The sequence below is a fragment of the Roseibium sp. QJM3NY_11 genome (genome assembly GCF_056173175.1).
The window spans coordinates 3,895,832-3,921,327 of sequence record NZ_CM149660.1; the positions used below are offsets into that span (position 1 = coordinate 3,895,832).

The window sequence follows — 25,496 nt, forward strand, 5'->3', positions numbered from 1 at the left end:
GTCGTAAGTGCAGGCCGGTGCTATGCACTCGCCATCATCGGTTCCGCCTGCCGGCCGTCGCGTTCCTTTTTCAAATTCTCGGCAATCAGGAAAGCAAGCTCCAGAGCCTGGTCCGCGTTCAGGCGCGGGTCGCAATGGGTGTGGTAGCGGTCGCCGAGCTGTTCCGCGGTGAGCGCACGCGCCCCCCCGGTGCATTCGGTGACATTGCGGCCCGTCATTTCGACGTGAACACCGCCTGCATGGGTTCCCTCGGCCCGGTGAACCTCGAAAAAGGCCTCGACCTCTTTCAGGATGCGGTCGAACGGACGGGTCTTGTAGCCGCCGGCTGTGATGGTGTTGCCGTGCATCGGATCACAGGACCAGACGACGGACTTGCCTTCACGCTCGATCGCCCGCACCAGTTGCGGCAGGTGGTCGAAGACCTTGTCGGCGCCGAAACGCGCGATCAGGGTCAGCCGGCCCGGCTCGTTTTCCGGGTTCAGCAGATCGGTCAGCTCAAGCAGGCCGTCAGGCGTCAACGAAGGACCGCATTTGAGCCCGATCGGGTTCTTGATGCCGCGGAAGAACTCCACATGGGCGTGATCGGGCTGCCGGGTCCGGTCGCCGATCCAGATCATGTGGCCGGAGGTCGCGTACCAGTCGCCGGAGGTGGAATCGACCCGGGTCAGCGCTTCTTCATAGCCCAGAAGCAGCGCTTCGTGGCTGGTGAAGAAATCGGTCGAGCGCAGTTGAGGCACCCTGCCGCTATCGATGCCGCAGGCCCGCATGAACGCCAGGGCCTCGGAGATGCGGTCGGCAAGCTCCTTGTAACGGTGCCCCTGGGGACTGTCGGTGATAAAGCCGAGCATCCACTGGTGGACCTGATCGAGATCGGCGAAACCGCCCTGGGCGAATGCGCGAAGCAGATTGAGCGTCGCGGCCGACTGGCGATAGGCCATGGCCATGCGGCCCGGATCCGGAATGCGGTTTTCGGGAGCGAAATTGATGTCGTTGATGATGTCGCCGCGGTAGCTGGGCAGCTCCACATCGCCCTTTTTCTCGAAATTGGACGAACGCGGTTTCGCGAACTGTCCGGCGATGCGGCCGACCTTGACCACCGGCTGGCTCGCCGCATAGGTCAGGACAACCGCCATCTGCAGGAACACCCGGAAAAAATCACGGATATGATCGGGATGGTGCTCGGCGAAGCTCTCGGCGCAATCGCCGCCCTGAAGCAGGAAACCCTTGCCGCGTGCAACGTCGGCAAGCTGGGCCTTCAGCGCCCGCGCTTCACCTGCAAAAACGAGCGGTGGATACGTCGACAGACGCTGTTCAACATCCGCCACGGCCTGTTGATCCGGGTACTCCGGCACCTGCAGGATCGGTTTGGATCTCCAGCTGTCCGGGCTCCACTTGTCCGCCATTTTCGTCACTCCTCACTGGACCCGCGGGGTCATTCCAATTCCCAGGCACGGCGTCCGCGAATTAGTCTTCCATTCTGATCTGCCTCATCGAAGCAAACGTGCGGCCTTATACACGCCATGCGTCGCCAAGGCCACAGGGCAATCTCCCAAATCATACGGCAAAACGGGGTGAAATTTTACCCGTTTCAAAGAGGCTCCGGAAGAGTGCCCGGAAGAGCGCATTGAGACGGATCATTGCGAACAGGTCGAGAATGGTAGCAACTTGGCGCACCAGAGAAAGGATGCCATATGCCAACTCCACGCCTGGAGCACAGCCACCGGCCCGCCGACATTGCCAACCGCCTGTCCTCGGGACCGGATGCCAGTTATCTGAGGGACTGGGTCTATGGCGGCATCGACGGCGCGGTCACGACCTTCGCCATCGTGGCCGGATCGGTGGGCGCCAGTCTGTCCGCCAAGGTGATCCTCATTCTGGGCATCGCCAACCTGCTCGCTGACGGCTTTTCCATGGCCGCGGCCAACTACAGCGGCTCCAAATCCGAAAACGAGGATTATGCGCGCCTCAGGGCCATCGAGGAAAAGCACATCGCTGTGGCGCCGGATGGCGAACGGGAAGAAATCCGCCAGATTTTCCACCAGAAGGGGTTTCAGGGCGACGAACTGGAAGCCCTGGTCTCCCTGGTCTCGTCGAACAAGACGACCTGGATAGAGACAATGATGCAGGGCGAATACGGGCTGTCGGACACGTCTAGAAATCCGCTGAAAGCGGCCTTGTACACTTTCGCTGCCTTTGTCCTGTTCGGATCCATTCCGCTGCTGCCCTTCATCCTGCCGGTACCGGCGAGCGCTTCGACAGCAACCGGACTGACCGTGATGGCCTTTTTCGCGATCGGCTCGCTCCGGGCCAGATGGTCGCAACGGCACTGGATCTCCTGCGGTCTGGAAACCACCGCCATCGGCACGGTGGCCGCGGCCATTGCCTTTCTCGCGGGCCACGGCCTGCAGACATGGCTCGGCTAGTCGCGGGTCTTCACGCGCGCCCTAGCCGTTGCCCGGCGTTAGATATGACACGCCATGGGCGCACAGTTTGCTGTCGATGAGATCGGCGAGATCCGGAGCAAGGGTGATCCGTCTTGGATAATGCGGCCGGTCGCGATCCTTCAGGACCGGCACGTGCCAGCCGTCGGTGGTGTCGAGAAAATGGTCGACACCCGCCTCGCCCCAGAACCGGAAAAATCCCGCCAGCACACAATCCAGATAGCTTTGCAGGATGGGGTGGGTTGCCGAGCCCCACCGGCACTGCTCCGGCGCCGCCCTGAAAAGAAACAGGTCGTCCGGCCCCCTGTTCGATTTGACATCGCAGCGGAAGGCATGACCGACGGCGTCAACCTTGACGTAGCGCTTTTCCCGCCGCTCCAGGTCGGCAAGGCGCGCGCGCGGCTCGCGTGCCATCACGCCCCGGATCGCGCCATCCGGCACTTCCCGGACCGACAGTGCACAGCGCCCCTGCCCGTCCGGCCCCTCGCCGCAAATCTTCCATTCACGCCGCCACCCCGCCAAGCGTCCCGGCGTGACCTCTGCGTCGGCGGCCAGCGTGTCAGTATTGACCAGGGAGCCATAACCGAAATATGTGATCGTCATCTGGCGCTTGTCCGGTGTCTGTACATTGTCCCATTCCAGTATCGGGAGTTTTCATGATTGTTCCTTCCCTTTCCCTCCAGGACATCGAGAGCCTGAGGCAGGACACTCCCGGTGTACGGCAGCGGATCCATTTTAACAACGCAGGCACGGGACTGGCTCCCGAGCCGGTCCTGAGCGCCGTCAAGCAGCATCTCGATCTGGAAGCCAGTCTGGGCGGCTATGAAGCGGCAGCGGCAGCAACCCTGGCACTGGACACTTTCTACACAGGGATCGCCGCTCTGATCGGCTGCAAACCCCATGAAATCGCCTATATCGAGAATGCCACCCGCGCCTGGGACATGGCCTTTTACGGCATCGATTTCCGCGAAGGCGACCGGGTGGTCACCGGCCGCTCCGAATATGTGTCCAATTTCGTCGCCCTGCTGCAGATGAAACGGCGCAAGGGCATCGAGATCGACGTTATCGAAGACGACGAGTTCGGCCAGATCGATCTCGCCGCCCTCAAGGCGTCTCTCACGCCCCGGACCCGCCTGATTGCCCTGACCCATGTTCCCACGTTTTCCGGGCTGATCAATCCGGCCGAAGACGTTGGCGAGATTGCCCGCGCGGCCGGTGTCCTGTACCTGCTGGATGCGTGTCAGTCCGTCGGGCAGATCCCGCTCACGGTCGACAGCATCGGCTGTCACATGCTTTCGGGAACCGGACGAAAATATCTGCGGGGCCCGCGCGGCACCGGGTTCCTTTATGTCGGCGACGAAGTGCTCGACCAGCTGGAACCGCCCTTCGTGGACCTTCAGTCCGCGGTCTGGGTCAATGACGAGACCTATGAACTGGTCCCACATGCGCGCCGCTTCGAGACGTGGGAACGTTATGTTGCCGGCCAGATCGGCCTGGGCGTGGCCGCCACCTACGCGATCGGGTTCGGCATGGAGCGCATCGGCAACCGGATCTGCGCCCTGGGTGCGCAATTGCGGTCCGAACTCTCCGCGATCAAAGGGGTCGCCCTGCACGACAAGGGGCGCCGCAAGGGTGGCATCGTCACTTTCACACTGGACGGAGAGGACCCCGACGACACCAAGGCGCGCCTGTCCGAAGCCGGGATCAACGTCTCGGTCAGCAAGGCGAGTTCCTCACGGATAGATCTTCCCCATCGCGGCCTCGACGCGGTGATCCGTGCCTCCCTCCATGCCTTCAATACCGAGGATGAGATCGAACACTTCATCAAGGCGCTCGGACAATCCGCCCAGGGGCCGGTGCCCCTCTGAACGCGGACCCTAGCCGATCCGGCAGGAGGACGCCTGATGGTATCGCTGAACGGCGTGCAGCCGACAGCAAGAACACGTCCGGGATTGCCGGCGCGGTTTGGTGATGCCTTCGCTCCCGACACTGCGTCTGCCCGGTCACCAACCGGGCCCGAACCTTCAACAGAAAGTGCCAACTTTCTCGGAAATCACACCTGGGCCGTTTTCAAGTCCTTCTCCGTAGCACATCCCCTGATTGATGATCAGGAAGTTACAGTCCAGTTTTCCCGGCCATCTTTTTTAATATTCCCACGACTTGTTAATGTATTCACGCCTACAATCACTTAGCTGCTTCAACTTCAGACTTCGACAATGTCACTTTTAACTATAAAGGTCACAGCTTGACGGAATTTCGGCGCAGATACAGTGATCAGCCCGTCAATGTTCCACGGCAACAAATCTCAAGGCTCGCGTTTATCCTGGCAGCCTTGCTGATTGCCGTCACCTCTGTCTCGCTGCTTTTTGTCGGAGTGGTCGCCTCGCATGCCTCGCGCCAGCAGACCGTGGCCAACGAAGAAAGCCTGTTCCACAGCACCCTTGCACATCACATGCGCGCGATCGTCCGCGAACAGATCACCATTGCCGCGTCGGACGAATCCGTCAGAAAACTGGTCCGCACGCTGGATCAGAACTACGCGCGCGCCAGCTTTCACACGCTCTGGGCGACATACCGGCACAGCAAGGTCATGCTGATATCGGGCAGCGGCAAAGTGCTCGCCGAATCCTTTGAAGACTACACCCACATCATCGAGCGCCCCATCGCCGAGACGCCCGAACTGGAAGTCATCTTCGAGAAACAGAAAGAACTGTTTCAGAGCAATCTCGTGCGGGTGCCCAGCGGGTTCGGCCACAGTTCCCTGCAAGGGGTCGATCCGAGCAATTACTCCGTTATGGGCTTTGTCAGAATTGACGGCAAACCGGCCATTTTCGGTGCGATGCCGATTATGCCGGATGCCTACAAGAGCACGCTTCCGAATGGCTCCCCGACCATGCTCCTGTCGGCGCTTTACATCGATGACCTTCTGCTCAAACAGTTGAACAGTCAGCTCGAATTCGTGAATTTCGATTTCGTCGAAACAGAAAACCTGCAAATTGACGGCCCGCGTCACATGGTATCCGACCTGAATGGAACACCGTTCGGGGCCTTTACGTGGACAAGCCAGAGCGTCGGCGATTCAATCTGGCCGACGATCATTCCGGTGATCGTGCTGCTCAGCGTCGCACTTGGAGCGCTTGCCTTCGGAATTGCATGGCGGATCGGTCAGCTGACCTCGTCGCTCCAGTCAAGCGAGCGCCAGAACCGCCATCTCGCATTGCACGACACCTTGTCGGGTCTCGCCAACAGACTGCAATTCAACCGCGTGCTGGAAAACGCGATCAAATTGCTGCCCGATAAACCGTTCACGGTCATCCACTGCGACCTCGACAAGTTCAAGGCGGTGAATGACACGTTCGGCCACGCGGCCGGTGATGCGGTCATCCAGGCCATGGCCGAACGGCTGACCGCGGCCGTCGGCAAACCCGGACTGGTCTGCCGCGTCGGCGGCGATGAATTCATGGTGATTTACAGGGGGCCGGTCGCCAGGGACTCTCTGGTGCCACTGTGCGAGGCCCTGGTCGCTGCGGGAAGCAAACCCGTGCCGCTGGCGGACGGGACGATAGCGCGTGTCGGTCTGAGCGCCGGAGTGGCGATCGCCCCTGTGGACGGCTCCACTTCCGAAGAAATGATCATACAGTCGGATGCGGCCCTTTATCATTCCAAGAAAATGGGCCGCAACCGGTTTTCATTCTATTCGGACATACCGCATCAGGCCGACGATCCCGAGGCAGCGCCGCTACGCTCGGCCTCAGGACGCCCTGCCGGATAATTCCAGCCTCAACACCCCATCAATCAGGGTCCTGACAGTCGAGGCTGGTCTGGGCACCGCCAAGCGCCGCCGGCCGGACCGCTTACCCGCGCAGGCGTTCCGTCGGCTCGCGCATGGTGACCAGTTCCTCGGCCGCTGTCGGGTGGACTGCGATTGTCTTGTCGAAATCGGCCTTGGTGGCTCCCATCTGCAGCGTGACGCCGAGGATCTGGGCCAGTTCGCCCGCGTCCGGTCCGACGATGTGAACGCCGAGCACCTTCTGGCTGTCGGCGTCGACAATCATCTTCATGAGCATCTTTTCGTCACGGCCCGACAGGGTGTGCTTCATCGGCCGGAAACTCGACTTGTAGATGTCGAGGTTCGGTGTGCGCTCCAGTGCCTGGTCCTGCGTCAGTCCCACGGTGCCCATTTCCGGCTGCGAGAAAACCGCCGTTGCGATCAGGCTGTGATCGACGGTCCAGGGATTGTCGCCGAAGACCGTGTCGGCGAAGGCATGGCCTTCGCGGATTGCGACCGGTGTCAGGTTCGCCCGATTGGTCACATCGCCGACCGCATAGATGGATGCGACGTTCGTGCGTGAATCCGCGCTGACCTTGATGGCCCCGGAAGCGTCCATGTCCACACCCGCTTTTTCCAGCCCCAGTTCGCGGGTATGCGGGTTCCGGCCGATCGCGAACATGATCTGATCGGCTTTCAACTCCTGTCCGCCCTTGGTGTGCCCAACCAGGGAACCGTCAGACTGTTTTTCGATCCGGGAAAACGTGTCCTCCCGGATGACCCGGATGCCCTTCTTCTCCATTTCCTGACGAACGGTGGTTCTCAGGTCCTGATCGAAGCCGCGCAGGATTTCCTCACCGCGATAGATCAGGGTCGTCTCGACACCGAGACCGTTGAAGATGCCGGCAAACTCCACGGCGATATAGCCACCGCCGGCGACCACGATCCGGTCCGGCAATTCAGCCAGATGAAACGCTTCATTTGACGTGATCACATGTTCGGCACCCGGCAGGTCCGTATCGACATTCGGCGATGCGCCGACCGCGACCAGAATGTGTTTCGCCGTGATCTTCTGGCCGGTCGTCAGCAGGCGCACCGTATGGGCGTCCTCGATGACAGCGCGGCTGTCATGAACTTCGACATCGGTCTTTTCCAGATTGCGCCGGTAGATACCTTCAAGACGCGTGATCTCCTGGTCCTTCGCGGCAATCAGTTTCTGCCAGGAAAAACCCCGCTCGCCGACGGTCCAGCCAAACCCTTCGGCATCCTCGAATTCCTCGGAGAACTTGGATGCGTAGACGAAAAGCTTCTTGGGCACACAGCCGCGGATCACGCAGGTGCCGCCGTAGCGGTACTCTTCGGCAATCCCGACCCGGGCGCCATGGGTAGCTGCGATCCGTGCGGCGCGGACACCGCCGGAACCACCGCCAATAACAAATAGGTCGTAATCGTAGTCGCTCATGAACGCCTCTTCAGTCTTGACGGCATCTGCCGGCCGGCCCGGTCGCCAGTGCGGGGCCGCAAGGCGTCCGTCCCACATAGGCAGCCGGATCCGTCTTGCAAGCCCCGACGCCCGAATGCCACGGGCCGGGATCTCCCGGTACACAGGCGGGTCTTCCGCCCGACAAAAAGAATTGGGCCGCTTGCGCGGCCCACAACGCCGGATTCACACCGGGCATCACCTGTTCGTGCGGTGCCCGCGCGGGTCATCCGCGCAGGCGATGACCCCGCTGACGGCCGGTTTCACTCAGCCGCGTTCCGTTTGGCGAGTTCTTCCTGGACCATGGTCACCATTTCGGTGGAGATCTTGTCCTGCCATTCGCGCGCGACAGCAACGGAAAACTGGGTGATGCTGGGAACCGTCGTCGTCAGTTTCTGGCCCAGTTCGGTGTTGTAGAACTCAGCCAGCTGATTGAGCTCTTCTTCCGTGAAGCTGTGCGCCCAGACCCTGTAGACCTGGTCGTTCAGCTCGGACCTGTTTCCGGCCAGCTTGAGGGCGACGTCCTGTGTCACCTCGATGACCTCTTCGGCGCGGGCCGGATCGGACTGGATGAAGGCGGTCCGGGTCTGTTCTGCAAGGATCGGCAGAATATCGTCGAACGGCTCGAGGATCTTGGTTGCCAGCGCCACTTTCTTGGCCGCGGCCATATGGCTTTCCGACAGTTCATCTTCCTGCGCTGTGACGCTGCCTGTCAGGAAACCTGCGGCCATCATGGCTGCGCCCAAAACAGCTGCCCGCGGGAAAGATTTGATAAGATTCATTTTTCTACTCCTAGGCGGCTTTCAAAACGGTCAAAAAGCCGAACACATTGTTCAGATGGGCAGAACGGTCTTTACCCCATCCGAGCCGGCCACGTAAGCCTTTGTTGCAAGATCGATGAAAAGGCCATGATCGACAACGCCCGGTATCGCGACCAGCCGGTCCGCCAGCGTCCGCACATCCGCGATCTCACGAAGACGGGCGTCGAGAATGAAGTGCCCGCCATCTGTCCTGAACGGATCGTCGGGCCCTCCCCGCAGATCCAGCTCGCCCGGCAGCGCAAGATCCGCCAGGACCTTCAAGATGGCACGCCGGGTCACTTCCAGTCCGAAAGGCACGACTTCTATGGGGAGCGGAAACTGCCCAAGCGTCTCGACCTGCTTGCTTTCGTCTGCAATCACGATCATTCGAGCCGATGCGCTGGCGACGATCTTCTCGCGCAGCAACGCACCGCCGCCGCCCTTGATCAGGGCAAGACGCGGATCCAGTTCGTCGGCGCCGTCCACGGTCAGATCCAGTTCCGGCAATTCGTCGAGGGTCGTGAGGCGGATGCCGAGGCTGGAGGCCAGCGCATGTGTGCGCTCCGATGTCGGCACACCGATCACGTCCAGGCCGCCGGCCACGCGGTGCGCGAGCGCATGAACGAAAAACTCCGCCGTCGAGCCTGTGCCGATCCCGATCCGCATTCCGGAGGTGACGTCTTCGGCGGCACGCTCCGCTGCCTGTTTCTTGTACTGTTCGCTCATTCACGATCCCTTGGGCCCCGGCTGGCTGACAGGTAGCCGCCGCTGATCTTCATCAGGCCGCCGGGTGCTTAACATGGCCGGTATCCGCCGGTCCAGTGGCATTCCCCACTTCGCCGGGGAAACCCGCACCCCATGTCGAATTGTGGAGTTTATTAACACTCACTTTAGATAGAAGTTCAATAATGCTTCGAAATGTCCAGGGACCGGAAAGCACATAGCCAAATGAACATCCTTCGACTTAAATCAAGACAGCATGATAAAAATAACAATACCATCAAAGACTTGCCTAACCTTGAGGAAAATGACAGGAAGTCGGGGGCGAGCACCGGACCCGCGCCCGCCGCAACGCAGATGAATTTTGTTCTCGACAGCCTCGAGGACGACCTGCAGGTCGCCGCAAAGACCATCAACGGGGCAGCCGAAAAGGTTCAGGACCGGCTTGTCAGTCAGACTGAAATGCTTGAAGCCATCCGCGGCGACAGCCAGTCGCTGGCCGACCAGTCCGCAGCCGCGGACGAAAACGCCACCAGCCTGGCTTCATCCATTCAGGAACTGAGCGCGTCCAGCTCCGAGATCGGCTCGCAGGTCGGTGTCTCCAATCAGCTCGCCCAGGACGCCCGCGACGTTGCCGAACAGGTCAATCAGGGCGTGCTGGAACTGAAAAGCGCCATTGACGACATTTCGAATGTTGTCAGCCTGATTTCGGACATCGCCAAACAGACCAATCTTCTTGCCCTGAACGCGACCATCGAGGCCGCGCGGGCGGGAGAAGCAGGCCGTGGCTTTTCCGTCGTGGCCAGCGAAGTCAAGGCCCTTTCGGTCGAGACCCAGTCCGCCACCGAACAGATTGTCTCCAATATCGACCGGCTCAACCACTCCGCCGAGATGAGCCTTGGTTCGGTCAATCAGATCATCGAGGTGATCGGCAAGATCCGGCCGAGTTTTGCCGCCGTGGACGAAGCCGTCCAGACCCAGGTGGAAACCACCAACCTGATCGGGGACCAGGCCCAGCAGACCGCCGAGTTCGTCCATGACGTCGTGCGGACCGTACAGAAAATTTCCGAAGCAGCGCTTGCTGCCGAGGAAGGTGGCAGACAGGCGCGCGCGACCGGTGCCGAGATGAGCGTTGCCTCGGGCGCGCTGCAGTCGCGGTTCACCATGATGATCCGGCAAACCGAAATCGGTGACCGGCGCAGCCACGACCGGCTTCCGGTCAAGCTGTCCGGCACCGTGACCAGCGGCCCGGAAATCGCGAAGCTCGAGACCCAGGACATTTCGAAGGGTGGCGTCCTGTTCAGGTCGGAGATTGCCGAAAAGTTGCAGCCGGGCAGCAAGGTGCAGGTAGACCTGGAAGGAATTGGCCGCGTCGGTGTCCGGATTGCCGCGATTTCGGAACATGGCTGCCACGCCTGTTTCGTCGAACCGGACGCCCGTTTCCAGGAAGCGCTGGAGCGCAAGATCGCCGCGGTTCAAGCCAGCCACGCCGAGGAAGTCCGCCTCGTCCAGTCCGGCGCCGCGCGCATCGCGGCCGCCATGGAGGATCTCGTTGCGCAACGGAAATTGAGCCTGGACGACCTGTTCGACACCGACTATCAGCCGATCTCCGGCACCAATCCGCTTCAGGTGTCCAACCGCGCCCTGCACCAGCTGGAAAAGGCGCTGCCCGACATCCAACAGGACATTCTCGGGTCGGGTCGAAACATGGCGTTCTGCGTCGCCATTGACCGCAACGCCTACTTGCCGGTGCACAACCTGATCTATTCCAAACCGCAAAGACCCGACGATCCGGCCTGGAACACCGCCAATTGCCGCAACAAGCGGATCTTCGACGACCGGGCCGGTCTCAGCGCCGCACGCAACACACGACCGTTCCTGATCCAGTCCTACGCGCGCGACATGGGCGGCGGCAACATCGTCTGGATGAAGGAAATAGATGCCCCGATCATCGTTCAGGGGCGCCACTGGGGCGGGTTCCGGACGGCCTACAAGCTGTAGGCGCTTCCTGCTGACACAAGGCGTTCCGCCGTGGGTCCCGTGAAACGACGCCAGGCGGCCGGAGTTCCCCGGAACCTTCCTTGCGAAGCACCGCCGTTCCGGCTAGTCAGTCACCGGAAACAATCCCCCGGAGGAGCTTCATGTCCGTACTGGTATTCGATCTGGATGGCACGCTCGTGTCCTCCATGGAAGATCTCGTTGCCTCGCTGAACGTGGTGCTGACCGGCGCCGGCCATACCGCGGTGCCGCAGAAGGACGTGGCAAACATGGTCGGTCTCGGCGCAAGAGTGCTGATCCAGCGCGGCCTGGACTTCAACGGCATCGCCTGGACCGAGGACGATGTCGACGTGTTGTTCGGCCATTTTCTGGAACATTACGCCGCGAACATCGCGGTTCACACACGCCCCTTCGACGGCGTCGTCACAGCGCTGGAGGCGTTCCGCGAGGAAGGCTGGAAACTGGCTGTCTGCACCAACAAGGCGGAACGGCTGACGCTGCCGCTGCTGGCCGAACTCGACCTTGCCAGGCATTTCGATGCCGTGGTGGGCGGCGACACCTACGCCCGGGCCAAGCCGCATGCGGAGCCTGTGCACGGGGCGATCGCACGCGCCGGTGGCCGGACGCAAGGCTCGATCATGATCGGTGACAGCGCCGCCGATATCAACGCCGCCCGCAACGCCGGCATACCGGTCATCGCGGTCGATTTCGGCTATACGCCCGTCCCGGTCAGCGAACTTGGCCCCGACCGGGTGATCTCGCATTTCAACGACCTCTCCCGGGCCGTCGCCGACCTCGCTGTTCCGGACGTCAAAACGTCCTGATCGCGTCTCCCAGCGTTTTGCGGATCTCTGTCCGGCGATCCGTCAGCGCGACGATTTGGGTGTCGATGGCCTCGATGCGGGTTTCGGAGTCCTCAAGCTTGCGCGCCGCACGCTTGTAGAGATCCGCGCCCGGCCCGGCGGCCGTCAGATTGGCCCGGTGCCGCTCCTGATCGGCGGTCTCGCCGTCCTTGTCCCGGTGCAGTTCCTGGATCCGCCGCTCGATGCGCGAGATTTCGGCCTGCAGTCCGGCCAGCTCCCGCAGTTTGGCGGCGGTCTCCTCATCGGGAGCCTGCCGGGACAGGTGCAACAGCCGGTTCGCATCCGTCGAGATCAATGCGTAGGTCTGTGAAAGCGTGCGCTCGTGCAGCGCGGACACCTTTCCGGTCTTGCCGGCAGCCACCTCAAGCCTCAACCGGTGATGGGTGGCAGTGCTGTCCATCTGCCTGTCGGCGGAAAACGTCCAGCCGGGCCGTTTGGCGTGTTCGATGATGATGGTGCGGTCCCCGTCCGGTGCGCCCTTGACCGCATAGTGCGTCTCGGACAATTCGCGTACAGCCGCAGTCAACACTCCGTCGGTGACCCTGATCGAGACGATCCTGTTGTCGCCGGAAGTTTCCTGAGCGATCCGCACCTTCTTGTCCGTTGCAAAGCTGGCCATGCGGCTTTCGCCTGCAGGCATTCCGCTGATTTGCGCATCGCCGACATACCCTTCGGTTTCGTCGTAGACGGTCAGAATTCCTCTGGGCAGACTGGTGTCGGTCTCGTTTTCGATCAGGATGGCGGCGACCGGGTGGGCCAGTCCGCTTTCCGGCTGAAACACCGAAACGGTCTCCGCGTTCACCACCTTGTCGACGATCGGCGCCGACAGCGTGTCGCCGCTCTCCAGGCTGACGCGCCAGGGCAAGGTGAAGGACGCGGTCACGGCTCCCTCGACCGCCTCCCCCACGGACGCTCTGGCGATGTCGCGCGCCATGGGCGACGGGGCTGCGGCAGGTGCCGCCAGCCCGGTGATCCGGGACCGGGTCTCCAGGAATGCCTCGCTTTCAGCCATGTCGAACTGCGGTTCCGCGCCCGGATCGGTCGGGGGCACGTATCCCGCCGAGACATCGACCGGAATTTCCCGGCGCTGCTTCCAGTAAAGATCGTGAAGACGCTGCTTCAGGGTCACCGGCGCACCCGATGACAGGGTCACCTCGACATTGTCCCAGTCCTCGCCGCTGGCGTTTTCCAGAACCGCCCAGGCCTGCAGCCGTGCCTTGTCGCCGGCCAGCGTCACCACCCGGTAGGCGGTTTTCCAGATCGGCGCCGGCACCACGTAGGACACGGCAACCTGCCGGGCTCCCTCGCCGGCCACCTTCAGGGCGACCGTGCGGGCGCCATCCGACTTGCCGCGCCCGACCGCCGAAAGCGCCCTGGCCACCTTCACCCGGACATCCTCGTCCAGGAAGGTCACTTCCGTGTCCGCGGACAGCCCGACCGCCTTGATGCGGCCGTCACTCAGAACAGAGACCACGAAGGACTGGCCCCGGTCGCCCTCATCGCGGGCAGAGACCCCGAGCACCAGCCCCTCGACAGTGGCGCCGGCCCGATCGAGACGCACGCGCGTGCCCTGCAGCGCCGACAGCAAACGCGCCGGGGACTGAAGGTCGTCCACCGAAAACGGCAGATTCTTGAAGGTCTCGGCAAGCGGGTCGGGACCCGGCAAGGTAATGCCCTCGACCGCACCGGCGGCGTCGAAGACGACGATGCTCTTGAGAACGTCGTTGACCTGGTCGAGCGGCACGGTCATTTCGATCAGGCCGGTGCTGTCGATGTCGGCGCGGCGCACCACCTCGGCCAGGCCGCCGGAGGACAGGGTGATGGAGGTGATCGGACCATTGTCCGCCCCAAGGACCGTTGTTGCCGAAGCGAGCGGGGCAACCAGCAGGAAAACGGCGGATGAAACACGCAAAATCATAAAAATTTCTCCGGAAATGCAAACCCGCGCGGATCGTCGGCTCTAATTGCGGCCTTTTCGGGAACCGGCTCCCGGACATCTGCCAAAAAGGACTTGCCAAGCCCCGCGGCATCCCTTAGACACCCGCCATCCACACGGATCTTGGGGCGATTAGCTCAGCGGGAGAGCATTCCGTTCACACCGGAAAGGTCACTGGTTCAATCCCAGTATCGCCCACCATTTTCCAGTTTCAGATGTGTTTTCAGTAGTGTTGCCGCATTCCGGCGCCCCTGATGGGCAGCCGGCGTCTTACCGGCCGACGGAAACGGACCATCAGATGAATCATGATCGGCCCTCAGCGGGATAACTGGGCATATCTCCCAGATGGAATGCCCGGCGAAAGCAATCGGGGGTAGCGTTTCGGCAGTGGTTCCCGGACCGGGAACCGGTTCAGCAACGGCTCACGAGCAAGCGCTTCGATGTTTCAGACAGTCATCTTCCGGTCGGTCTGGTGCCGGACACTCATCCCGCCGGCCTTCATCGTGATGCTTGCGCTGTGCGTCCCGGCGGGCCTCACGCCCGTTTCAGCGCTCGCCGCGGATGCTCAGCAACTCGCCCAGGCGAATATGGAGCAGCAAAGACGTATCCTCGAACTGGAACGGCAGCGCCTGGAACAGATGCGGCGCGAACTGGACGACATGCGCCGCCGGCAGGATCTGGACGCCTACCGGATACGCCGGCAAATTCGGCAGCAGCAACAGCGGCAGAGACAAATTCGACAGCCGTCCCTGCCATCGAACAGGGAAAGCTACCAGCGCCAGCAGCATCGTGGCCAGACCTACGGGCGGCAGCGCAACCAGCCGCAACGCCATCAGCGGCAACAGTTCCGGCAACAGCAGTTCCGTCGGCAATAGGGGGCGTGTGGCCCCTGTCCGGCGGCACCGTTCCAAGGCAATCCCCAGGGGATTGCCCCGGTAAAACCTCCTCCCCTGCCTTTCGGACGCCCACCTGCTATCCTCGCGAAGTGATTCCCGCTGAAGCAGAGACGTGATGACTGTCCAGACCGCTCCCCAGAAAAAGGTTCTCGAGAAGCTGCTGAAAGGCTTGAACTATCAAAAAGCCGGCGAGCTGGAAAAAGCCCAGCGTTGCTATCAGCAGGTGCTGAAGAAGATTCCGAACCATCCCGACGCCCTGAACCTCCTGGGGGTGACCTACCGGCAGCTCGGCTATCCGAAGCGCGCCATCGACTACATTCAGCGCGCGGTTGCCAGCAATCCGAAGGAATCGTCCTTTTACGCCAACCTCGCCCGGGCAATGATTGATGTCGGCGCGGAAGCCGAAACGCTGCTGGCGCTCAGCAACAAGGCGCTGTCGCTCAATCCAAAGGAACGCGAGGCCAGGAACATCAAGGGCATCGCGCTCACCCGGAAGGGCGAACACCAGGAAGCCGAATATATTTTCCAGGGCCTCATCGTCGATTTTCCCGACTATGTCGATGCCTATCAGAATTTCGGATTGCTTCTGATGGAAGCCGACCAGGCAGAACACGCGGTCAATTTTTTCACCAAGGCGGTGATGCTGCAACCCGACAACGCGAACAACTTCATTCAGCGCGCCCGTGCGCGCCTGAAAATGAAACAATTCGAGCCTTCGCAATACGAACTCACCGAGGCGCTGGAACGGTTTCCGGGAAACAGTGACGTGGAACACGAGGCCGCGCGCCTGCTGTTCACCATGAACGAGTCGCGCAAGAGCGTGAAATATGCCGAAATGGCGTTCAGTTCCGATCCGCGCAATTACCACAAGGCGATCACGCTCGGCGTATCCTACCTCATGAACGGGCAGGCTGCGGAATCTCTGGAAACGATGAAGCTGGCCAGGAAATACGCTCCGGAGGACAACCGGACGGTCGACTGGAACCTGTCGCTCGCCTATCTGGCAAACGGCGACCTGACAAACGGATGGGCGCTGCACAAGGCCCGTTTCGAGGACAAGTCCACCAAGGTACACGACCGCAAGTTCGACGTGCCCGCCTGGGAGGGCGAGGACATCTCCGACAAGACCGTTCTGGTCTGGTCCGATCAGGGACTGGGCGATGCCTTGCGGGCCGGGACGATGCTCCCGGAACTGATTTCACGGGCGGGCAAGGTGATTGTCGAACTCTCCGACAAGGGTGCGCAGTTCTTTCAGTATTCGTTCCCGCAAACCCTGTGCCGGCGCTCGGCCATGGACAAGGACCTGCGGTCCACCCTGTCCGACTATGACCTGCATGCCAACATCACCGATCTCGTGGATTTCTTCCGCCCCGATCTGGAATCGTTCCGGCGCGCCCCCTGCCCGGTCTTTTCCTTCGAGAAGGAGCGGGCAAGGGACTATCTCAAGCGCCTGCCGGGCCACGAAAACAAACCGGTCATCGGCATCTCCTGGCGCTCGAAGAACCTCGCTGCCAACCGCGCCCGGTTTTACCTGTCAGCACCGGACATTGCCCCTGTGGTGGCGTCGCGGGACGCCATTTTCGTCAATCTGCAATACAAGGCTATCGACAAGGAAATCGCCTATTTCCAAAACAGCTTCCCCGAAACATTCAACTGTTTCGAGGATGTCGATCTGTTCGACGATCTTCTGGGCGCGGCCGCACTGACGGCCTGCTGCGATTTTGTCGTATCAGCCAACACCAGCGTGGCCGACATGGCAGGTCTCCTGAATGTACCCTCCATCCGCTTCGGACAGCAGGAAGCGGCGCTTAACCTGGGACAGGCGAACCCGCCGTGGTACCCGTCCATGACCTACATGCGGCCCTACACGGATCGTGCCTGCGCCGAGTTCGTGCCCGAGATCATCAAGGAAATGGACCGTCAACTGGAGAGCTGGTCACCGGACCGGCGGAACGAGCGCCTGGGCCTGTGAGGACCGGGTTCGGGAAGCCCTGCCCAAGCGTGGCGCGGACCACATCACCTGACGCCGTCCCGACCTGAACCTAGACTTGGACCTGAACTTGGACCTGAGCCGGGGCGACCTCTGAAGCATGTTCAGCCCCGTCCCCACCGGAGGAGAGGCATGTTCATCCCGGCCTTGCGGGACACGCCCCGCACCATGCCGATCAACCAGGATTGCGGGCGATTGCGACCAGCGTGTCGGTCGCGTCGATCCTGTTGAGCGCGGCCTCATAGGCCCCGCTCAACTCGGGCGTGTCCAGAGCCGAAAGCGCGGACTTGTGGCCGCCGGGCTTGCCGGCCGAGAGCCACGTCAGATGGTTGGACAGCGGATAACGCTGCACGCCTTCCACCACGACCTGTTCGAAACCGGCCTCGCCGAGCAGGCGCTTGAGGCTGTCGCGCGTGTGCAGCACGAGGTGCTGGCTCCACAGGGTGAAGGACCGGAAGGCTTCGCAATCGAGGTCCTTGAGAAGAAAATCATTGGCGTGCGGCACTTCCAGCACAGCGGTTCCGCCTGGCTTCAGGACCCGGCGCAGATCGCGCAGCACCTCAAGAGGCTCCGGCAGATGCTCCAGGACATGAAAACTGAGGGCGGTGTCGATGCTGTCGTCCATCAGCACGTCAAGTGAAGTGTGACACGCGATACCTTCTCGGTTCAGCGCGTCGACATAATCGCGCTGCAGTTCGATGCCGCAACACGAGCCGGTCGTGCCTTGAACCGCGCGCAGAAAGGCACCGTCGCCACAGCCGAAATCGACGATATCCCGTCCGCACACGAACGGCATGCAAGCAGCGGCGCGGCGCCCGGCGTCCCGCGAGATTTCATAGTCGCGGGCACCGGTATTCGCCAGATTGATTTCCCGGTAACCGCCCTCCCGGTAAACCTCGTCGCCGCCGAAAAAGCCGTCTATGTAGATGACACCGGACCGGCTGTCCCGGTACACGGTGACATCGTCCCGGTCGCGTGTCCCGGCGGAATAGACTTCACGGCTGTCCTCGGCGGCAACGCCGATCCGCGACAGTGTTTCAAAGATGCTCGTCATCACAACTTGCCTTTTTCAGCCATTTGCGGCGGACTTCAGTCCGGCGTCCTGCAGGCCGCCTTCGCGTAGGCTTCCAGCGCAATCCAGTCGCGCGGCGTGTCCAGGTCGATTTCCGGCGCGTCCGGCAGGACCACGGGAACGCTCCAGCCGAAAAACCGCTGGCCAGCCTCTCCGAAACCGGCCTTGCGCAATGCATAGATCGCGCCGGTCTCGCGGAACTGCTTTGGGCGGTCCTGGCGGCGCTGACGCGGCCTGGAAGCATCGTGATTGACACCGATGCCGCTGCCGTCCGGCGCGATCTCCCACAAGAACGCATGCACATCGACCACCGAAAACGCCGTATCTGCTGCCAGGGCGGCGCGAGCGCGCACCACCAGATCGATTTCCCCGGCCGTGGTCAACGGCGAAGTGCATTGCAACATCACGAGCGTGTCCGCGTCCGCGCACCCCTGATGGGCGGCAATCGCGTGCAGCAGCGCCGATTCCGACGAGGCTTCGTCCCCGGCGATCTCCGGCGGCCGTTTCAGGCCCGTCGCGCCATGGTCTTCCGCGGTCTTCAGGATCCCGTCATCGTCGCTCGAGACGACGACTTCCGAAACCGTTCCGGCGGCCAGCGCCGCCCGGATCGAATGGGCCACCAGGGGCAGACCCAGAAACGGCTTGATATTCTTGCCGGGAATGCCCTTCGAGCCGCCCCGGGCCGGGATCACCGCAACGACGCGTTCGCTCATGCTACAGCCCCGGCATGTCGACGGCGGCCTTCTTCAGATCGTAGATGGCCATGCGTCGCGCGATATCGGGCGCCAGCACTTCGGGTTTCCAGCCGAGGACTTCCTGGGCCTTGGTGTTGTCGCCGCGCAGGTAGACGACATCGGACGCCCGGAAATAGCGGGGATCGACAAAGGCGATCAGACGGCCGGTCTTTCGGTCGTAGCACTTCTCTTCAGCGCCCTCGCCTTCGGAATGGAGATCGAAGCCGACTTCCTGCGCCGCCATGAACAGGAACTCGCGGACCGTGTATTCGGTGTTGGTCGAGATCACGAAATCGTCGGGCCGGTCATGATCCAGCATCTTGATCATCATGTCGGTGTATTCCGGCGCATAGCCCCAGTCGCGCACGCTGCTCAGGTTGCCGAGCGGCATGGCTTCCGCGTTCTGCAGCTTGATGCGCGCCAGCCAGCTGGTGATCTTGCGGGTGACGAATTCATAGCCCCTGAGCTCGGACTCGTGATTGAACAGGATGCCCGAGGTGGCGAACATGTCGTAGGCCTGCCGGTAATTCACGACCAGGGAATGCGCGGCCAGTTTCGACACCGCATAAGGGCTCAGCGGATTGAACGGCGTCTTTTCCGTCTGGGGTTTTTCCAGAACATCGCCATACATTTCCGACGTCGAAGCCTGGTAGAGCTTCGCATCCAGCTTGAGCAGACGCATGGCTTCCAGGATATTCAGGACCCCCATGTAGTTCACGTCGGACGTATAATGCGGGAACTGGAAACTGTCGGCGACGAAACTCTGGGCCGCGAGGTTGAAGATCAGCTCCGGACGGATCTCGTTCAGCACGCTCTGCACATTGGCAAATTCGGTCACCTCAAGTGTGCAGAACTTGACCTTCTCGCGAATGCCGAGCTCCTTGAGCCGGCCGGTCTTGGACGTGCTTCCGCGCCGCATCGCACCCCAGACCTCGTCGCCGCGTTCCAATAGCGCCCGCGCCAGAAATGCCCCGTCCTGCCCGGAAATACCGGTGATCAGCACCTTAGCCATGTTTTTCTCCCAATTGCCGGATGGCGTTGTCGAACCCGTCGCCTTCGGACAGGTGACCTTGCCAGACTTCCAGAACCTTGCGCTGCGGTCCGTCGAGATAAACGCCGGGGTCGCCGAGGTCTCCCCGGCCGAACTCGATGCCCTCGCCGTCGATGCCGGTGGCATCGGCGATATGAATGTGCCTGGCCAGCGGCATCAGCCGGTCGCACCACTGCCGCCAGTCGTCCTTGGCATAATTGGCGGACAGGATCAGATGCGACAGGTCAAGACAGAGTTCCATGCCGATCTCGACGACAACATCGATGTCGTCGGCACCGCAGAACATGTCGAGCACATCGGCGCCGCCGAAATACCAGGCGATGCGCGGCAGCCATTGCGGATAGATCGGACTGCCGCGCGCGCTGCCGGTTTCCTCCAGACAGTCGCGCAGGCGCAGATAGGTGTCTTTTTTTCCTTCCGGCCGCAATCGGGAGAAACTGCCGACGATCGGCACAGTGGCGCCGGTCTTCGCCTGAAGCTCCAGCGCCAGATCCACGCAGGTCTCGATGATCCTGAGACTTCCCGTGCGGATGCGGTCATCGCCGGCGAGCGGATCGATCAGGGTCTTGCTGTCGATATAGTCGGGGATGTGAATGGAATAATGGCGGCTGAGGTCAAGCTGCGAGAGGCCGGCCGCCATGTCCTCACCGAAGCTGCGGACTTCCTGACAGGAAAGATGCAGCTCGTTGTTGCGGATCGGAAACCGCTTTTGCAGGACTTCCGCATCATGCAGACGGAGCGGGATCGACAGCTGCCTGTCATCGCAGAAGGCCACCAGCGCGTCTTCGAGCGGCGCTTTCGCTTCGCTGAAATGAAGCCCGGATACAGCCGCACCCGCCGCAACGGGCCGCCTGACCGCGGGCGTCCCGCGCCGTTTGACGTCGGACCAGGTCAGCCCCTTGCGCGGGGCCTTGACCACCGTGTTGTCGGCGGACAGCGTTTCGCCGGGAGCTATGTCCCGGCTTGCATAAAGGGACGAGCCCAGGTTCTGCATGTTGATGCGCTCGCCCTGGTTGACCTCGCGCCGGCCGTTGCCCTGAACATCGTCATAGGCGTTGAGGAGCTTGCACATGCGGCGGAATTCCTGCGGATCGGAACTCGAGCTGTCGTCGATCCCCTGGCCGAGCTTGTCCATGGTCAGATGCCGTTCGAACACCGTCGCCCCGTTGGCGGCGGCGACCAGACAGACCTCCCAGTCCTGATCGTGGCTTGAATAGCCGATGGCCGATCCTGTTTTTGCCCGCAAGGTCCGCAGGAACCGCATCTGCTGGTTGCCGAGCAGGACCGGATAATTCGAGATGCAGTGCAGGTAAGTGACATCTGCGATCGACGCCGTCGCCTCGATCGCCCTGAATATGTCTTCTTCGCCGTGACCGCCCGTGCTCAGGATCAGGGGCTTGCCGAGCCCGGCCATGGAAAAGATCAGGTCTTCGTTGAGAAGTTCCGCGGACGGCACCTTGAAAAAGTCGAATTCCCGGATGCGGTCGCCGAAATCGGCGCTGTCCTCGAACTTGAAGAAACTGATCCCCGCAGCCATGCCCTTCCGCCGAATCCGGTCCGCGAGCTGCAGCACGGTGTCCGGGGAAATGTAGCTGTCATCGATTTCGCGGCTGAGGATTTCGTCGCCGATTTCGTCGGTGGCCTGATAGAAGCCGTGCCGGGCGCGGTACTGAAACTTCGCGGCCCAGGCTCCGGCGTCCGCGGCGATATCGATCAGCTGTTCTGCGACACCTGAAGATCCGCGGTGGTTGATGCCGAGTTCAGCGATAACTTTCATGTCGAGAAACCCAAACCGGACCCAAGCCTTCGTAAAAGAGGCCATGCCTTGCGACGTGCATTGGCCAAAACAGTATGGCAAGCACTAAGCAGTTGATATTGATACCGCCTCCTTGGACCTCACCTTCCACAGATTAGCAGGTCCTGACAGCGTTTCTTCGGCGCGAATGCCCCCCTGAAGCAGTCATTGCCCCGAATTGACCGTGAAATGCAAAAAAGGCCGGAAGGATCCGGCCTTTCTGATTCTGGTAAAAACAAAGTCTTCCGAAGCTCATCAAACAAGACCCTGATCGACCGTGATCCGAGAGCCATCCACGAGGAGCGTGTCCCAGCTCGATGCGGAGCATCGGCCAGGACCCGCGATGCTTTTTGCCGGCGGACCGGAACAAGCCCTCCAAGGGGTTCTTTAAGTTGAGTTTGGACTTAGGGCACGGCCCCATACAATCACGCTTTCAGGTCGTTCCCACTTTTGAAACGGCAAGCGCAACCGAGTTCAGCCCCCTGTGCAATAATACCAGTAACCTTCGGTCATGGCGCTGTTGCTCCACGTCCAGCAAAGTGTCGGATCAGGTGCCGGCGGTGGTGTGTTCGCCGCAACGACGATAAGCGTTCCGAGGGTTACGCCGAATACGGCTGCGCCCCAGTATTGGCCATGCCACCCACGCGGACGGTTAACAACATTCACGTTCACATTCCGATTGACCGTGTTATTGTTCACATTCCGGTTGACGGTTTTGTTATTCACGTTCCGGTTGACATTCTTATTGTTTATATTGCGGTCAATCTTCGTGTTGTTGACATTGTTGTTCTTGATTTTATTGTTGTGATTATTGTGTTTGTGGACTTCACGTTTTCTTTCAGCGATTTGCACAAACCCGGAATGAACCGAAGTCGTATCTGGCGCAGCGGCATTTATCGAGGAAGCGGCAAGAGGAACTGCAGTCACCGCCGCGGATTGTCCTATCCCCGCGCCGAAGAGGCTCAGAGCCATCATCGTTGCAGTTATTTTAGAGAGCTGCATGTTTGGAAAATCTCCTGTATCCAAATTTTTCGTTTCATAAACCGGCGTTCCCGTGCTGGTTCACCTTTCGGCAATTGATCAGTACCCAAAGCGGTCGCGACGCCTGATGGCCTCTTCTGCTCGCACAGGCCGCCGCATAGTACATCTGGGAACCTTAATATGGATTTGCAATTCAGATAGAGTCTTATTCAAACTCCTGAATGGGAGTTTGGCGATGTCTGAGGGGGTTTCTGGCTCAAAGAAGGACAGTTTTCAAAGCTGCCGCCATTTCTGCCAGCCGAACCGCGTGGCAAGCCGCGTGTTGATGACCGGCAGGTGATCAGCGGCAGAATTCATTTTCAAAGACTGGCAAGTTCAAAGACCGGCACGTTCAAAGATTGGCTTCAAAGACTGGCGGTCGCAGGATCGATCCCCCGGAAGCCTGCGGCCCGGGGAAAACCCTCTACAATCGGTTCGTTCGATGGGCTGAGAAGGCTGTCTGGACAACGGTTTTGGACACCCGTCCGCGAAATGGCGGCCGGCTCTCGTGATCATGACCAATCGCACGGCGGCAAGAGCCCGCCGGGTCGCACATGGTGGAAAAGGCAGGCGCATACCAACCGCAATTGATAGCGACCTGCCAAGACCGCAACATCAGGAACGTTCTTGCGGCACTCTGCCCCGCTGCAACCGCCTGATACTGGAAATCAGTCCGAAGTCTAGCCGACAAACGCCCGTTCAACCACGAATTCGGCCGGCTTGTTGTTGGCGCCCTCATTAAGGCCCGCTTCCTCAAGCAATGCCTTGGTATCGCGCAGCATGTCCATGGAGCCGCAGATCATGCCCCGGTCGATGGCTGGATCGAGCGGCGGCACGCCGAGATCCTCGAACAGTTTGCCGGACTTGATCAGATCGGTGATGCGGCCCTTGCGCGGAAAATCCTCGCGGGTCACGGAGGTGTAGTGGACCAGCTTGTCCTTTGCGAATTCCCCGATCAGGGGATCGTTGATGGTCTCGTTCACGAGGTCTTCGCCGTATTTCAGTTCGGCAACTTCCCGGCAGGTATGCGTGAGAATGACCTGGTCGAATTTTTCATAGGTGTCGGGATCCCGGATCAGGCTGGCGAAAGGCGCAATGCCGGTCCCGGTGGAGAACATGTAGACCCGCTTTCCGGGAACGAGCGCATCGTTCACCAGCGTGCCGGTCGGCTTTTTCTTCATCAGCACGGCGTCGCCGGGCTGGATTTTCTGCAGGTGCGAGGTCAGCGGACCGTCCGGCACCTTGATGGAAAAGAATTCAAGCTCTTCGTCCCAGGCGGGGCTGGCGATCGAATAGGCGCGGTAAAGCGGCTTGCCGTCGATCATCAGGCCGATCATGACGAATTCGCCGGAGCGGAACCGGAAGCTCGCAGGGCGGGTCATCCGGAACCGGAACAGGTGGTCCGTGTAATGCTGGACGGATTTCACCTCTTCGACGAAAACGTTGGCCGGAGCCGCGTCTTCGAGATCGGCAGGTTTGGCAAGTACATTCATATCAATCGGGGTCCGTGGGTCATAGCACACAATCTATCATGACCCATGTAGCACCACTCACGCATTGACTTGAAGCAACCCGGAACCCCTAAACCGGCTTGACGCAAAAAAAACATTCTAATGCCGGTCAGGTTTCAGGGTACGGACCCATGATTTTGGTGTCTGGCAGGCGCAGCCGTGCCTCGCAAACAGGCACCGCACCCCGGCAGCCGTCTCCCGCAACAGGCTCCCGCAACCGGCCGACACAGGGCGCAGCAGCCTGGTCACGCCTCTGCTCCATTTATGACAACCTGTAGAAATAGTGCGCAATTCGTCTTTTTTATTTGACACATAAATAAAAGCTGCAAAGCTTACTACAAACAAAAGACTAGCTTCAATAATACCTTCCTATGAGGCAAAGTAAATGTCTGGACACGCACACGAAGAAACAGGCCAGACCATAGCATTCGTGCTCCTGGACCGCTTTTCCATGAACGCTTTCGCGAGCGTGATCGAACCCCTTCGCATAGCAAATCGGCTGCTTGGCCGGGAATACTACGCTTGGACAACTTATTCCCTTGACGGGAATTCAGTGTTGGCAAGCAACGGATGCGAAGTCGCAGTAAAAAAATCTATTCGCGAACTTCACGATGCCGATGTTACACTTTTGTGTACAGGGATCGATGTCGAGCGGCTGCCGCTGAATGCGGATCTCGGCAACAAGCTGCGCCGTCTGAACGCCATGGGCCGGACCTTCGGCGCCATCTGTACGGGCGCCTACCTCCTGGCGCGCTACCATCTGCTTGACGGGCGCCGCTGCACCATTCACTGGGAAAACCTGCGCTCGCTGCGCGAAGAGTTTCCGGATGTGGAAGTGACCTCCGACATTTTCGCGATCGACCGCAACTGCATCACCTGCGCCGGCGGCATGGCCTCGCTCGACATGATGCTGCGTCTGATCGCGATCCAGCACGGCGCCTATCTGGCCCACGAGGTTGCCGAAGTCGCGCTCTATCAGAACATGCGTTCGGGCGAATCCGCGCAGCGTCACGACATCGAGGCGCGGACCGGCATTTCCAATGCCAAGATCCTCGACGCCATCCGGATCATGGACCTGCATATCGAGGACCCGCTCAGCTGCCAGCAACTGGCCATGACCGTCAACCTGTCACCGCGCCAGTTGGAACGGCTGTTCCGGCGGCATTTCAACTGCACCCCCGGCCAGTACTACCTCCGGCTTCGGCTGGAGACCGCCCGCGACCTCCTGCGCCGGACCAGCCGTCCGGTTCTGGACGTTGCCCTGGCCTGCGGATTCGCATCCACGTCTCACTTTACCAAATGCTACCGTGAGCGGTTCCTGTGCACACCGACCGAGGAACGCCAGTCCTATCAGTGGGCCAATACCAAGTCGACATCCGGTGTCGGCACCGCCACGCCGATGCGCCTCGTCGCCAAATAG

Annotated in this window: 20 protein-coding genes and 1 tRNA gene; 8 read left to right on the forward strand and 13 right to left on the reverse strand. The window is 60.9% G+C overall.

Features of this window, described 5'->3' with window-relative positions; translation table 11 throughout:
• Positions 1 to 20: 20 nt before the first annotated feature.
• Positions 21 to 1,403: a class II 3-deoxy-7-phosphoheptulonate synthase gene (locus AC0VX3_RS17880; RefSeq protein ID WP_475521643.1), complete on the reverse strand. Its 1,383-nt coding sequence runs from the start codon at positions 1,401 to 1,403 to the stop codon at positions 21 to 23.
• Between the two features lie 288 nt (positions 1,404 to 1,691).
• Between AC0VX3_RS17880 and AC0VX3_RS17885 the strand changes: the two genes are divergently transcribed.
• Positions 1,692 to 2,423: a VIT1/CCC1 transporter family protein gene (locus tag AC0VX3_RS17885; RefSeq protein ID WP_348143533.1), complete on the forward strand. Its 732-nt coding sequence runs from the start codon at positions 1,692 to 1,694 to the stop codon at positions 2,421 to 2,423.
• A 21-nt stretch (positions 2,424 to 2,444) separates the two neighbouring features.
• Here AC0VX3_RS17885 and AC0VX3_RS17890 read toward each other — a convergent pair whose 3' ends face one another.
• A complete protein-coding gene (locus AC0VX3_RS17890) occupies positions 2,445 to 3,044 on the reverse strand; it encodes a gamma-glutamylcyclotransferase family protein (RefSeq protein ID WP_475521644.1) in 600 nt (199 codons plus the stop codon).
• Positions 3,045 to 3,097: 53 nt separating this feature from the next.
• On the opposite strand from AC0VX3_RS17890, the gene AC0VX3_RS17895 reads away from it, so the two are divergent.
• Both AC0VX3_RS17895 and AC0VX3_RS17900 read left to right on the forward strand, forming a co-directional pair.
• Positions 3,098 to 4,309, forward strand: a complete 1,212-nt coding sequence (locus tag AC0VX3_RS17895) for an aminotransferase class V-fold PLP-dependent enzyme (RefSeq protein WP_475521645.1) — start codon at positions 3,098 to 3,100, stop codon at positions 4,307 to 4,309.
• 377 nt (positions 4,310 to 4,686) lie between these two features.
• On the forward strand, positions 4,687 to 6,213 hold the full coding sequence (locus AC0VX3_RS17900) for a sensor domain-containing diguanylate cyclase (protein ID WP_475521646.1): 1,527 nt from the start codon (positions 4,687 to 4,689) through the stop codon (positions 6,211 to 6,213).
• Between the two features lie 82 nt (positions 6,214 to 6,295).
• Here the strand turns inward: AC0VX3_RS17900 and gor are convergent, their stop codons facing one another.
• The 3 genes from gor to rpiA form a co-directional block, all read right to left on the reverse strand.
• On the reverse strand, positions 6,296 to 7,672 hold the full coding sequence (gene gor / locus AC0VX3_RS17905; RefSeq protein WP_475521647.1) for a glutathione-disulfide reductase: 1,377 nt from the start codon (positions 7,670 to 7,672) through the stop codon (positions 6,296 to 6,298).
• Between the two features lie 281 nt (positions 7,673 to 7,953).
• A complete protein-coding gene (locus AC0VX3_RS17910) occupies positions 7,954 to 8,472 on the reverse strand; it encodes a DUF2059 domain-containing protein (protein ID WP_342894144.1) in 519 nt (172 codons plus the stop codon).
• Between the two features lie 51 nt (positions 8,473 to 8,523).
• Positions 8,524 to 9,216 carry a ribose-5-phosphate isomerase RpiA gene (gene rpiA / locus AC0VX3_RS17915; protein ID WP_475521648.1) on the reverse strand — a complete coding sequence of 231 codons (693 nt, stop codon included), beginning with the start codon at positions 9,214 to 9,216 and terminating at the stop codon, positions 8,524 to 8,526.
• A 351-nt stretch (positions 9,217 to 9,567) separates the two neighbouring features.
• On the opposite strand from rpiA, the gene AC0VX3_RS17920 reads away from it, so the two are divergent.
• Together AC0VX3_RS17920 and gph are read left to right on the forward strand one after the other, a co-directional pair.
• Positions 9,568 to 11,211, forward strand: a complete 1,644-nt coding sequence (locus AC0VX3_RS17920) for a methyl-accepting chemotaxis protein (RefSeq protein ID WP_475521649.1) — start codon at positions 9,568 to 9,570, stop codon at positions 11,209 to 11,211.
• Positions 11,212 to 11,351: 140 nt separating this feature from the next.
• Positions 11,352 to 12,032 carry a phosphoglycolate phosphatase gene (gene gph / locus AC0VX3_RS17925; protein WP_475521650.1) on the forward strand — a complete coding sequence of 227 codons (681 nt, stop codon included), beginning with the start codon at positions 11,352 to 11,354 and terminating at the stop codon, positions 12,030 to 12,032.
• Here gph and AC0VX3_RS17930 read toward each other — a convergent pair.
• A complete protein-coding gene (locus tag AC0VX3_RS17930) occupies positions 12,019 to 13,989 on the reverse strand; it encodes a DUF4139 domain-containing protein (RefSeq protein ID WP_475521651.1) in 1,971 nt (656 codons plus the stop codon). The two genes, gph and AC0VX3_RS17930, sit on opposite strands and share 14 nt — an antisense overlap.
• 144 nt (positions 13,990 to 14,133) lie before the next feature.
• On the opposite strand from AC0VX3_RS17930, the gene AC0VX3_RS17935 reads away from it, so the two are divergent.
• Positions 14,134 to 14,208, forward strand: a tRNA-Val gene (locus AC0VX3_RS17935).
• Between the two features lie 344 nt (positions 14,209 to 14,552).
• Here AC0VX3_RS17935 and AC0VX3_RS17940 read toward each other — a convergent pair.
• Positions 14,553 to 14,861 (reverse strand): hypothetical protein, encoded by a 309-nt coding sequence (locus AC0VX3_RS17940; protein ID WP_475521652.1) that lies wholly within the window; start codon positions 14,859 to 14,861, stop codon positions 14,553 to 14,555.
• 157 nt (positions 14,862 to 15,018) lie between these two features.
• Between AC0VX3_RS17940 and AC0VX3_RS17945 the strand changes: the two genes are divergently transcribed.
• Positions 15,019 to 16,875, forward strand: coding sequence for a tetratricopeptide repeat protein (locus AC0VX3_RS17945; protein WP_475521653.1), 1,857 nt, complete (start codon positions 15,019 to 15,021; stop codon positions 16,873 to 16,875).
• A 193-nt stretch (positions 16,876 to 17,068) separates the two neighbouring features.
• On the opposite strand, the gene AC0VX3_RS17950 is transcribed toward AC0VX3_RS17945, so the two are convergent.
• The 6 genes from AC0VX3_RS17950 to AC0VX3_RS17975 all read right to left on the reverse strand — a co-directional run bounded on the left by AC0VX3_RS17950 (position 17,069) and on the right by AC0VX3_RS17975 (position 24,058).
• A complete protein-coding gene (locus AC0VX3_RS17950; RefSeq protein ID WP_475521654.1) occupies positions 17,069 to 17,947 on the reverse strand; it encodes a class I SAM-dependent methyltransferase in 879 nt (292 codons plus the stop codon).
• A 35-nt stretch (positions 17,948 to 17,982) separates the two neighbouring features.
• Positions 17,983 to 18,678: an acylneuraminate cytidylyltransferase family protein gene (locus AC0VX3_RS17955; RefSeq protein WP_475521655.1), complete on the reverse strand. Its 696-nt coding sequence runs from the start codon at positions 18,676 to 18,678 to the stop codon at positions 17,983 to 17,985.
• 1 nt (position 18,679) lies between these two features.
• On the reverse strand, positions 18,680 to 19,711 hold the full coding sequence (locus tag AC0VX3_RS17960; RefSeq protein ID WP_475521656.1) for a GDP-mannose 4,6-dehydratase: 1,032 nt from the start codon (positions 19,709 to 19,711) through the stop codon (positions 18,680 to 18,682).
• Positions 19,704 to 21,527, reverse strand: coding sequence for an N-acetylneuraminate synthase family protein (locus AC0VX3_RS17965; RefSeq protein WP_475521657.1), 1,824 nt, complete (start codon positions 21,525 to 21,527; stop codon positions 19,704 to 19,706). Before AC0VX3_RS17965 ends, AC0VX3_RS17960 begins: the two co-directional genes overlap by 8 nt.
• 492 nt (positions 21,528 to 22,019) lie before the next feature.
• Positions 22,020 to 22,547 carry a hypothetical protein gene (locus AC0VX3_RS17970; protein ID WP_475521658.1) on the reverse strand — a complete coding sequence of 176 codons (528 nt, stop codon included), beginning with the start codon at positions 22,545 to 22,547 and terminating at the stop codon, positions 22,020 to 22,022.
• Between the two features lie 698 nt (positions 22,548 to 23,245).
• Positions 23,246 to 24,058 carry a ferredoxin--NADP reductase gene (locus AC0VX3_RS17975; RefSeq protein WP_342894132.1) on the reverse strand — a complete coding sequence of 271 codons (813 nt, stop codon included), beginning with the start codon at positions 24,056 to 24,058 and terminating at the stop codon, positions 23,246 to 23,248.
• A 403-nt stretch (positions 24,059 to 24,461) separates the two neighbouring features.
• Between AC0VX3_RS17975 and AC0VX3_RS17980 the strand changes: the two genes are divergently transcribed.
• Positions 24,462 to 25,496, forward strand: coding sequence for a GlxA family transcriptional regulator (locus tag AC0VX3_RS17980; protein ID WP_342894131.1), 1,035 nt, complete (start codon positions 24,462 to 24,464; stop codon positions 25,494 to 25,496).

Bases quoted from the DNA above. Each gene is read 5' to 3' on its own strand.
- AC0VX3_RS17895 (WP_475521645.1), top strand. From the start codon at position 3,098: ATGATTGTTCCTTCCCTTTCCCTCCAGGACATCGAGAGCCTGAGGCAG.
- AC0VX3_RS17980 (WP_342894131.1), top strand. From the start codon at position 24,462: ATGTCTGGACACGCACACGAAGAAACAGGCCAGACCATAGCATTCGTG.
- AC0VX3_RS17885 (WP_348143533.1), top strand. From the start codon at position 1,692: ATGCCAACTCCACGCCTGGAGCACAGCCACCGGCCCGCCGACATTGCC.
- AC0VX3_RS17970 (WP_475521658.1), bottom strand. From the start codon at position 22,547: ATGCAGCTCTCTAAAATAACTGCAACGATGATGGCTCTGAGCCTCTTC.
- gph (WP_475521650.1), top strand. From the start codon at position 11,352: ATGTCCGTACTGGTATTCGATCTGGATGGCACGCTCGTGTCCTCCATG.
- AC0VX3_RS17890 (WP_475521644.1), bottom strand. From the start codon at position 3,044: ATGACGATCACATATTTCGGTTATGGCTCCCTGGTCAATACTGACACG.
- AC0VX3_RS17975 (WP_342894132.1), bottom strand. From the start codon at position 24,058: ATGAATGTACTTGCCAAACCTGCCGATCTCGAAGACGCGGCTCCGGCC.
- rpiA (WP_475521648.1), bottom strand. From the start codon at position 9,216: ATGAGCGAACAGTACAAGAAACAGGCAGCGGAGCGTGCCGCCGAAGAC.
- AC0VX3_RS17965 (WP_475521657.1), bottom strand. From the start codon at position 21,527: ATGAAAGTTATCGCTGAACTCGGCATCAACCACCGCGGATCTTCAGGT.
- gor (WP_475521647.1), bottom strand. From the start codon at position 7,672: ATGAGCGACTACGATTACGACCTATTTGTTATTGGCGGTGGTTCCGGC.
- AC0VX3_RS17880 (WP_475521643.1), bottom strand. From the start codon at position 1,403: ATGGCGGACAAGTGGAGCCCGGACAGCTGGAGATCCAAACCGATCCTG.
- AC0VX3_RS17950 (WP_475521654.1), bottom strand. From the start codon at position 17,947: ATGACGAGCATCTTTGAAACACTGTCGCGGATCGGCGTTGCCGCCGAG.
- AC0VX3_RS17930 (WP_475521651.1), bottom strand. From the start codon at position 13,989: ATGATTTTGCGTGTTTCATCCGCCGTTTTCCTGCTGGTTGCCCCGCTC.
- AC0VX3_RS17910 (WP_342894144.1), bottom strand. From the start codon at position 8,472: ATGAATCTTATCAAATCTTTCCCGCGGGCAGCTGTTTTGGGCGCAGCC.
- AC0VX3_RS17955 (WP_475521655.1), bottom strand. From the start codon at position 18,678: ATGAGCGAACGCGTCGTTGCGGTGATCCCGGCCCGGGGCGGCTCGAAG.
- AC0VX3_RS17945 (WP_475521653.1), top strand. From the start codon at position 15,019: ATGACTGTCCAGACCGCTCCCCAGAAAAAGGTTCTCGAGAAGCTGCTG.
- AC0VX3_RS17920 (WP_475521649.1), top strand. From the start codon at position 9,568: ATGAATTTTGTTCTCGACAGCCTCGAGGACGACCTGCAGGTCGCCGCA.
- AC0VX3_RS17960 (WP_475521656.1), bottom strand. From the start codon at position 19,711: ATGGCTAAGGTGCTGATCACCGGTATTTCCGGGCAGGACGGGGCATTT.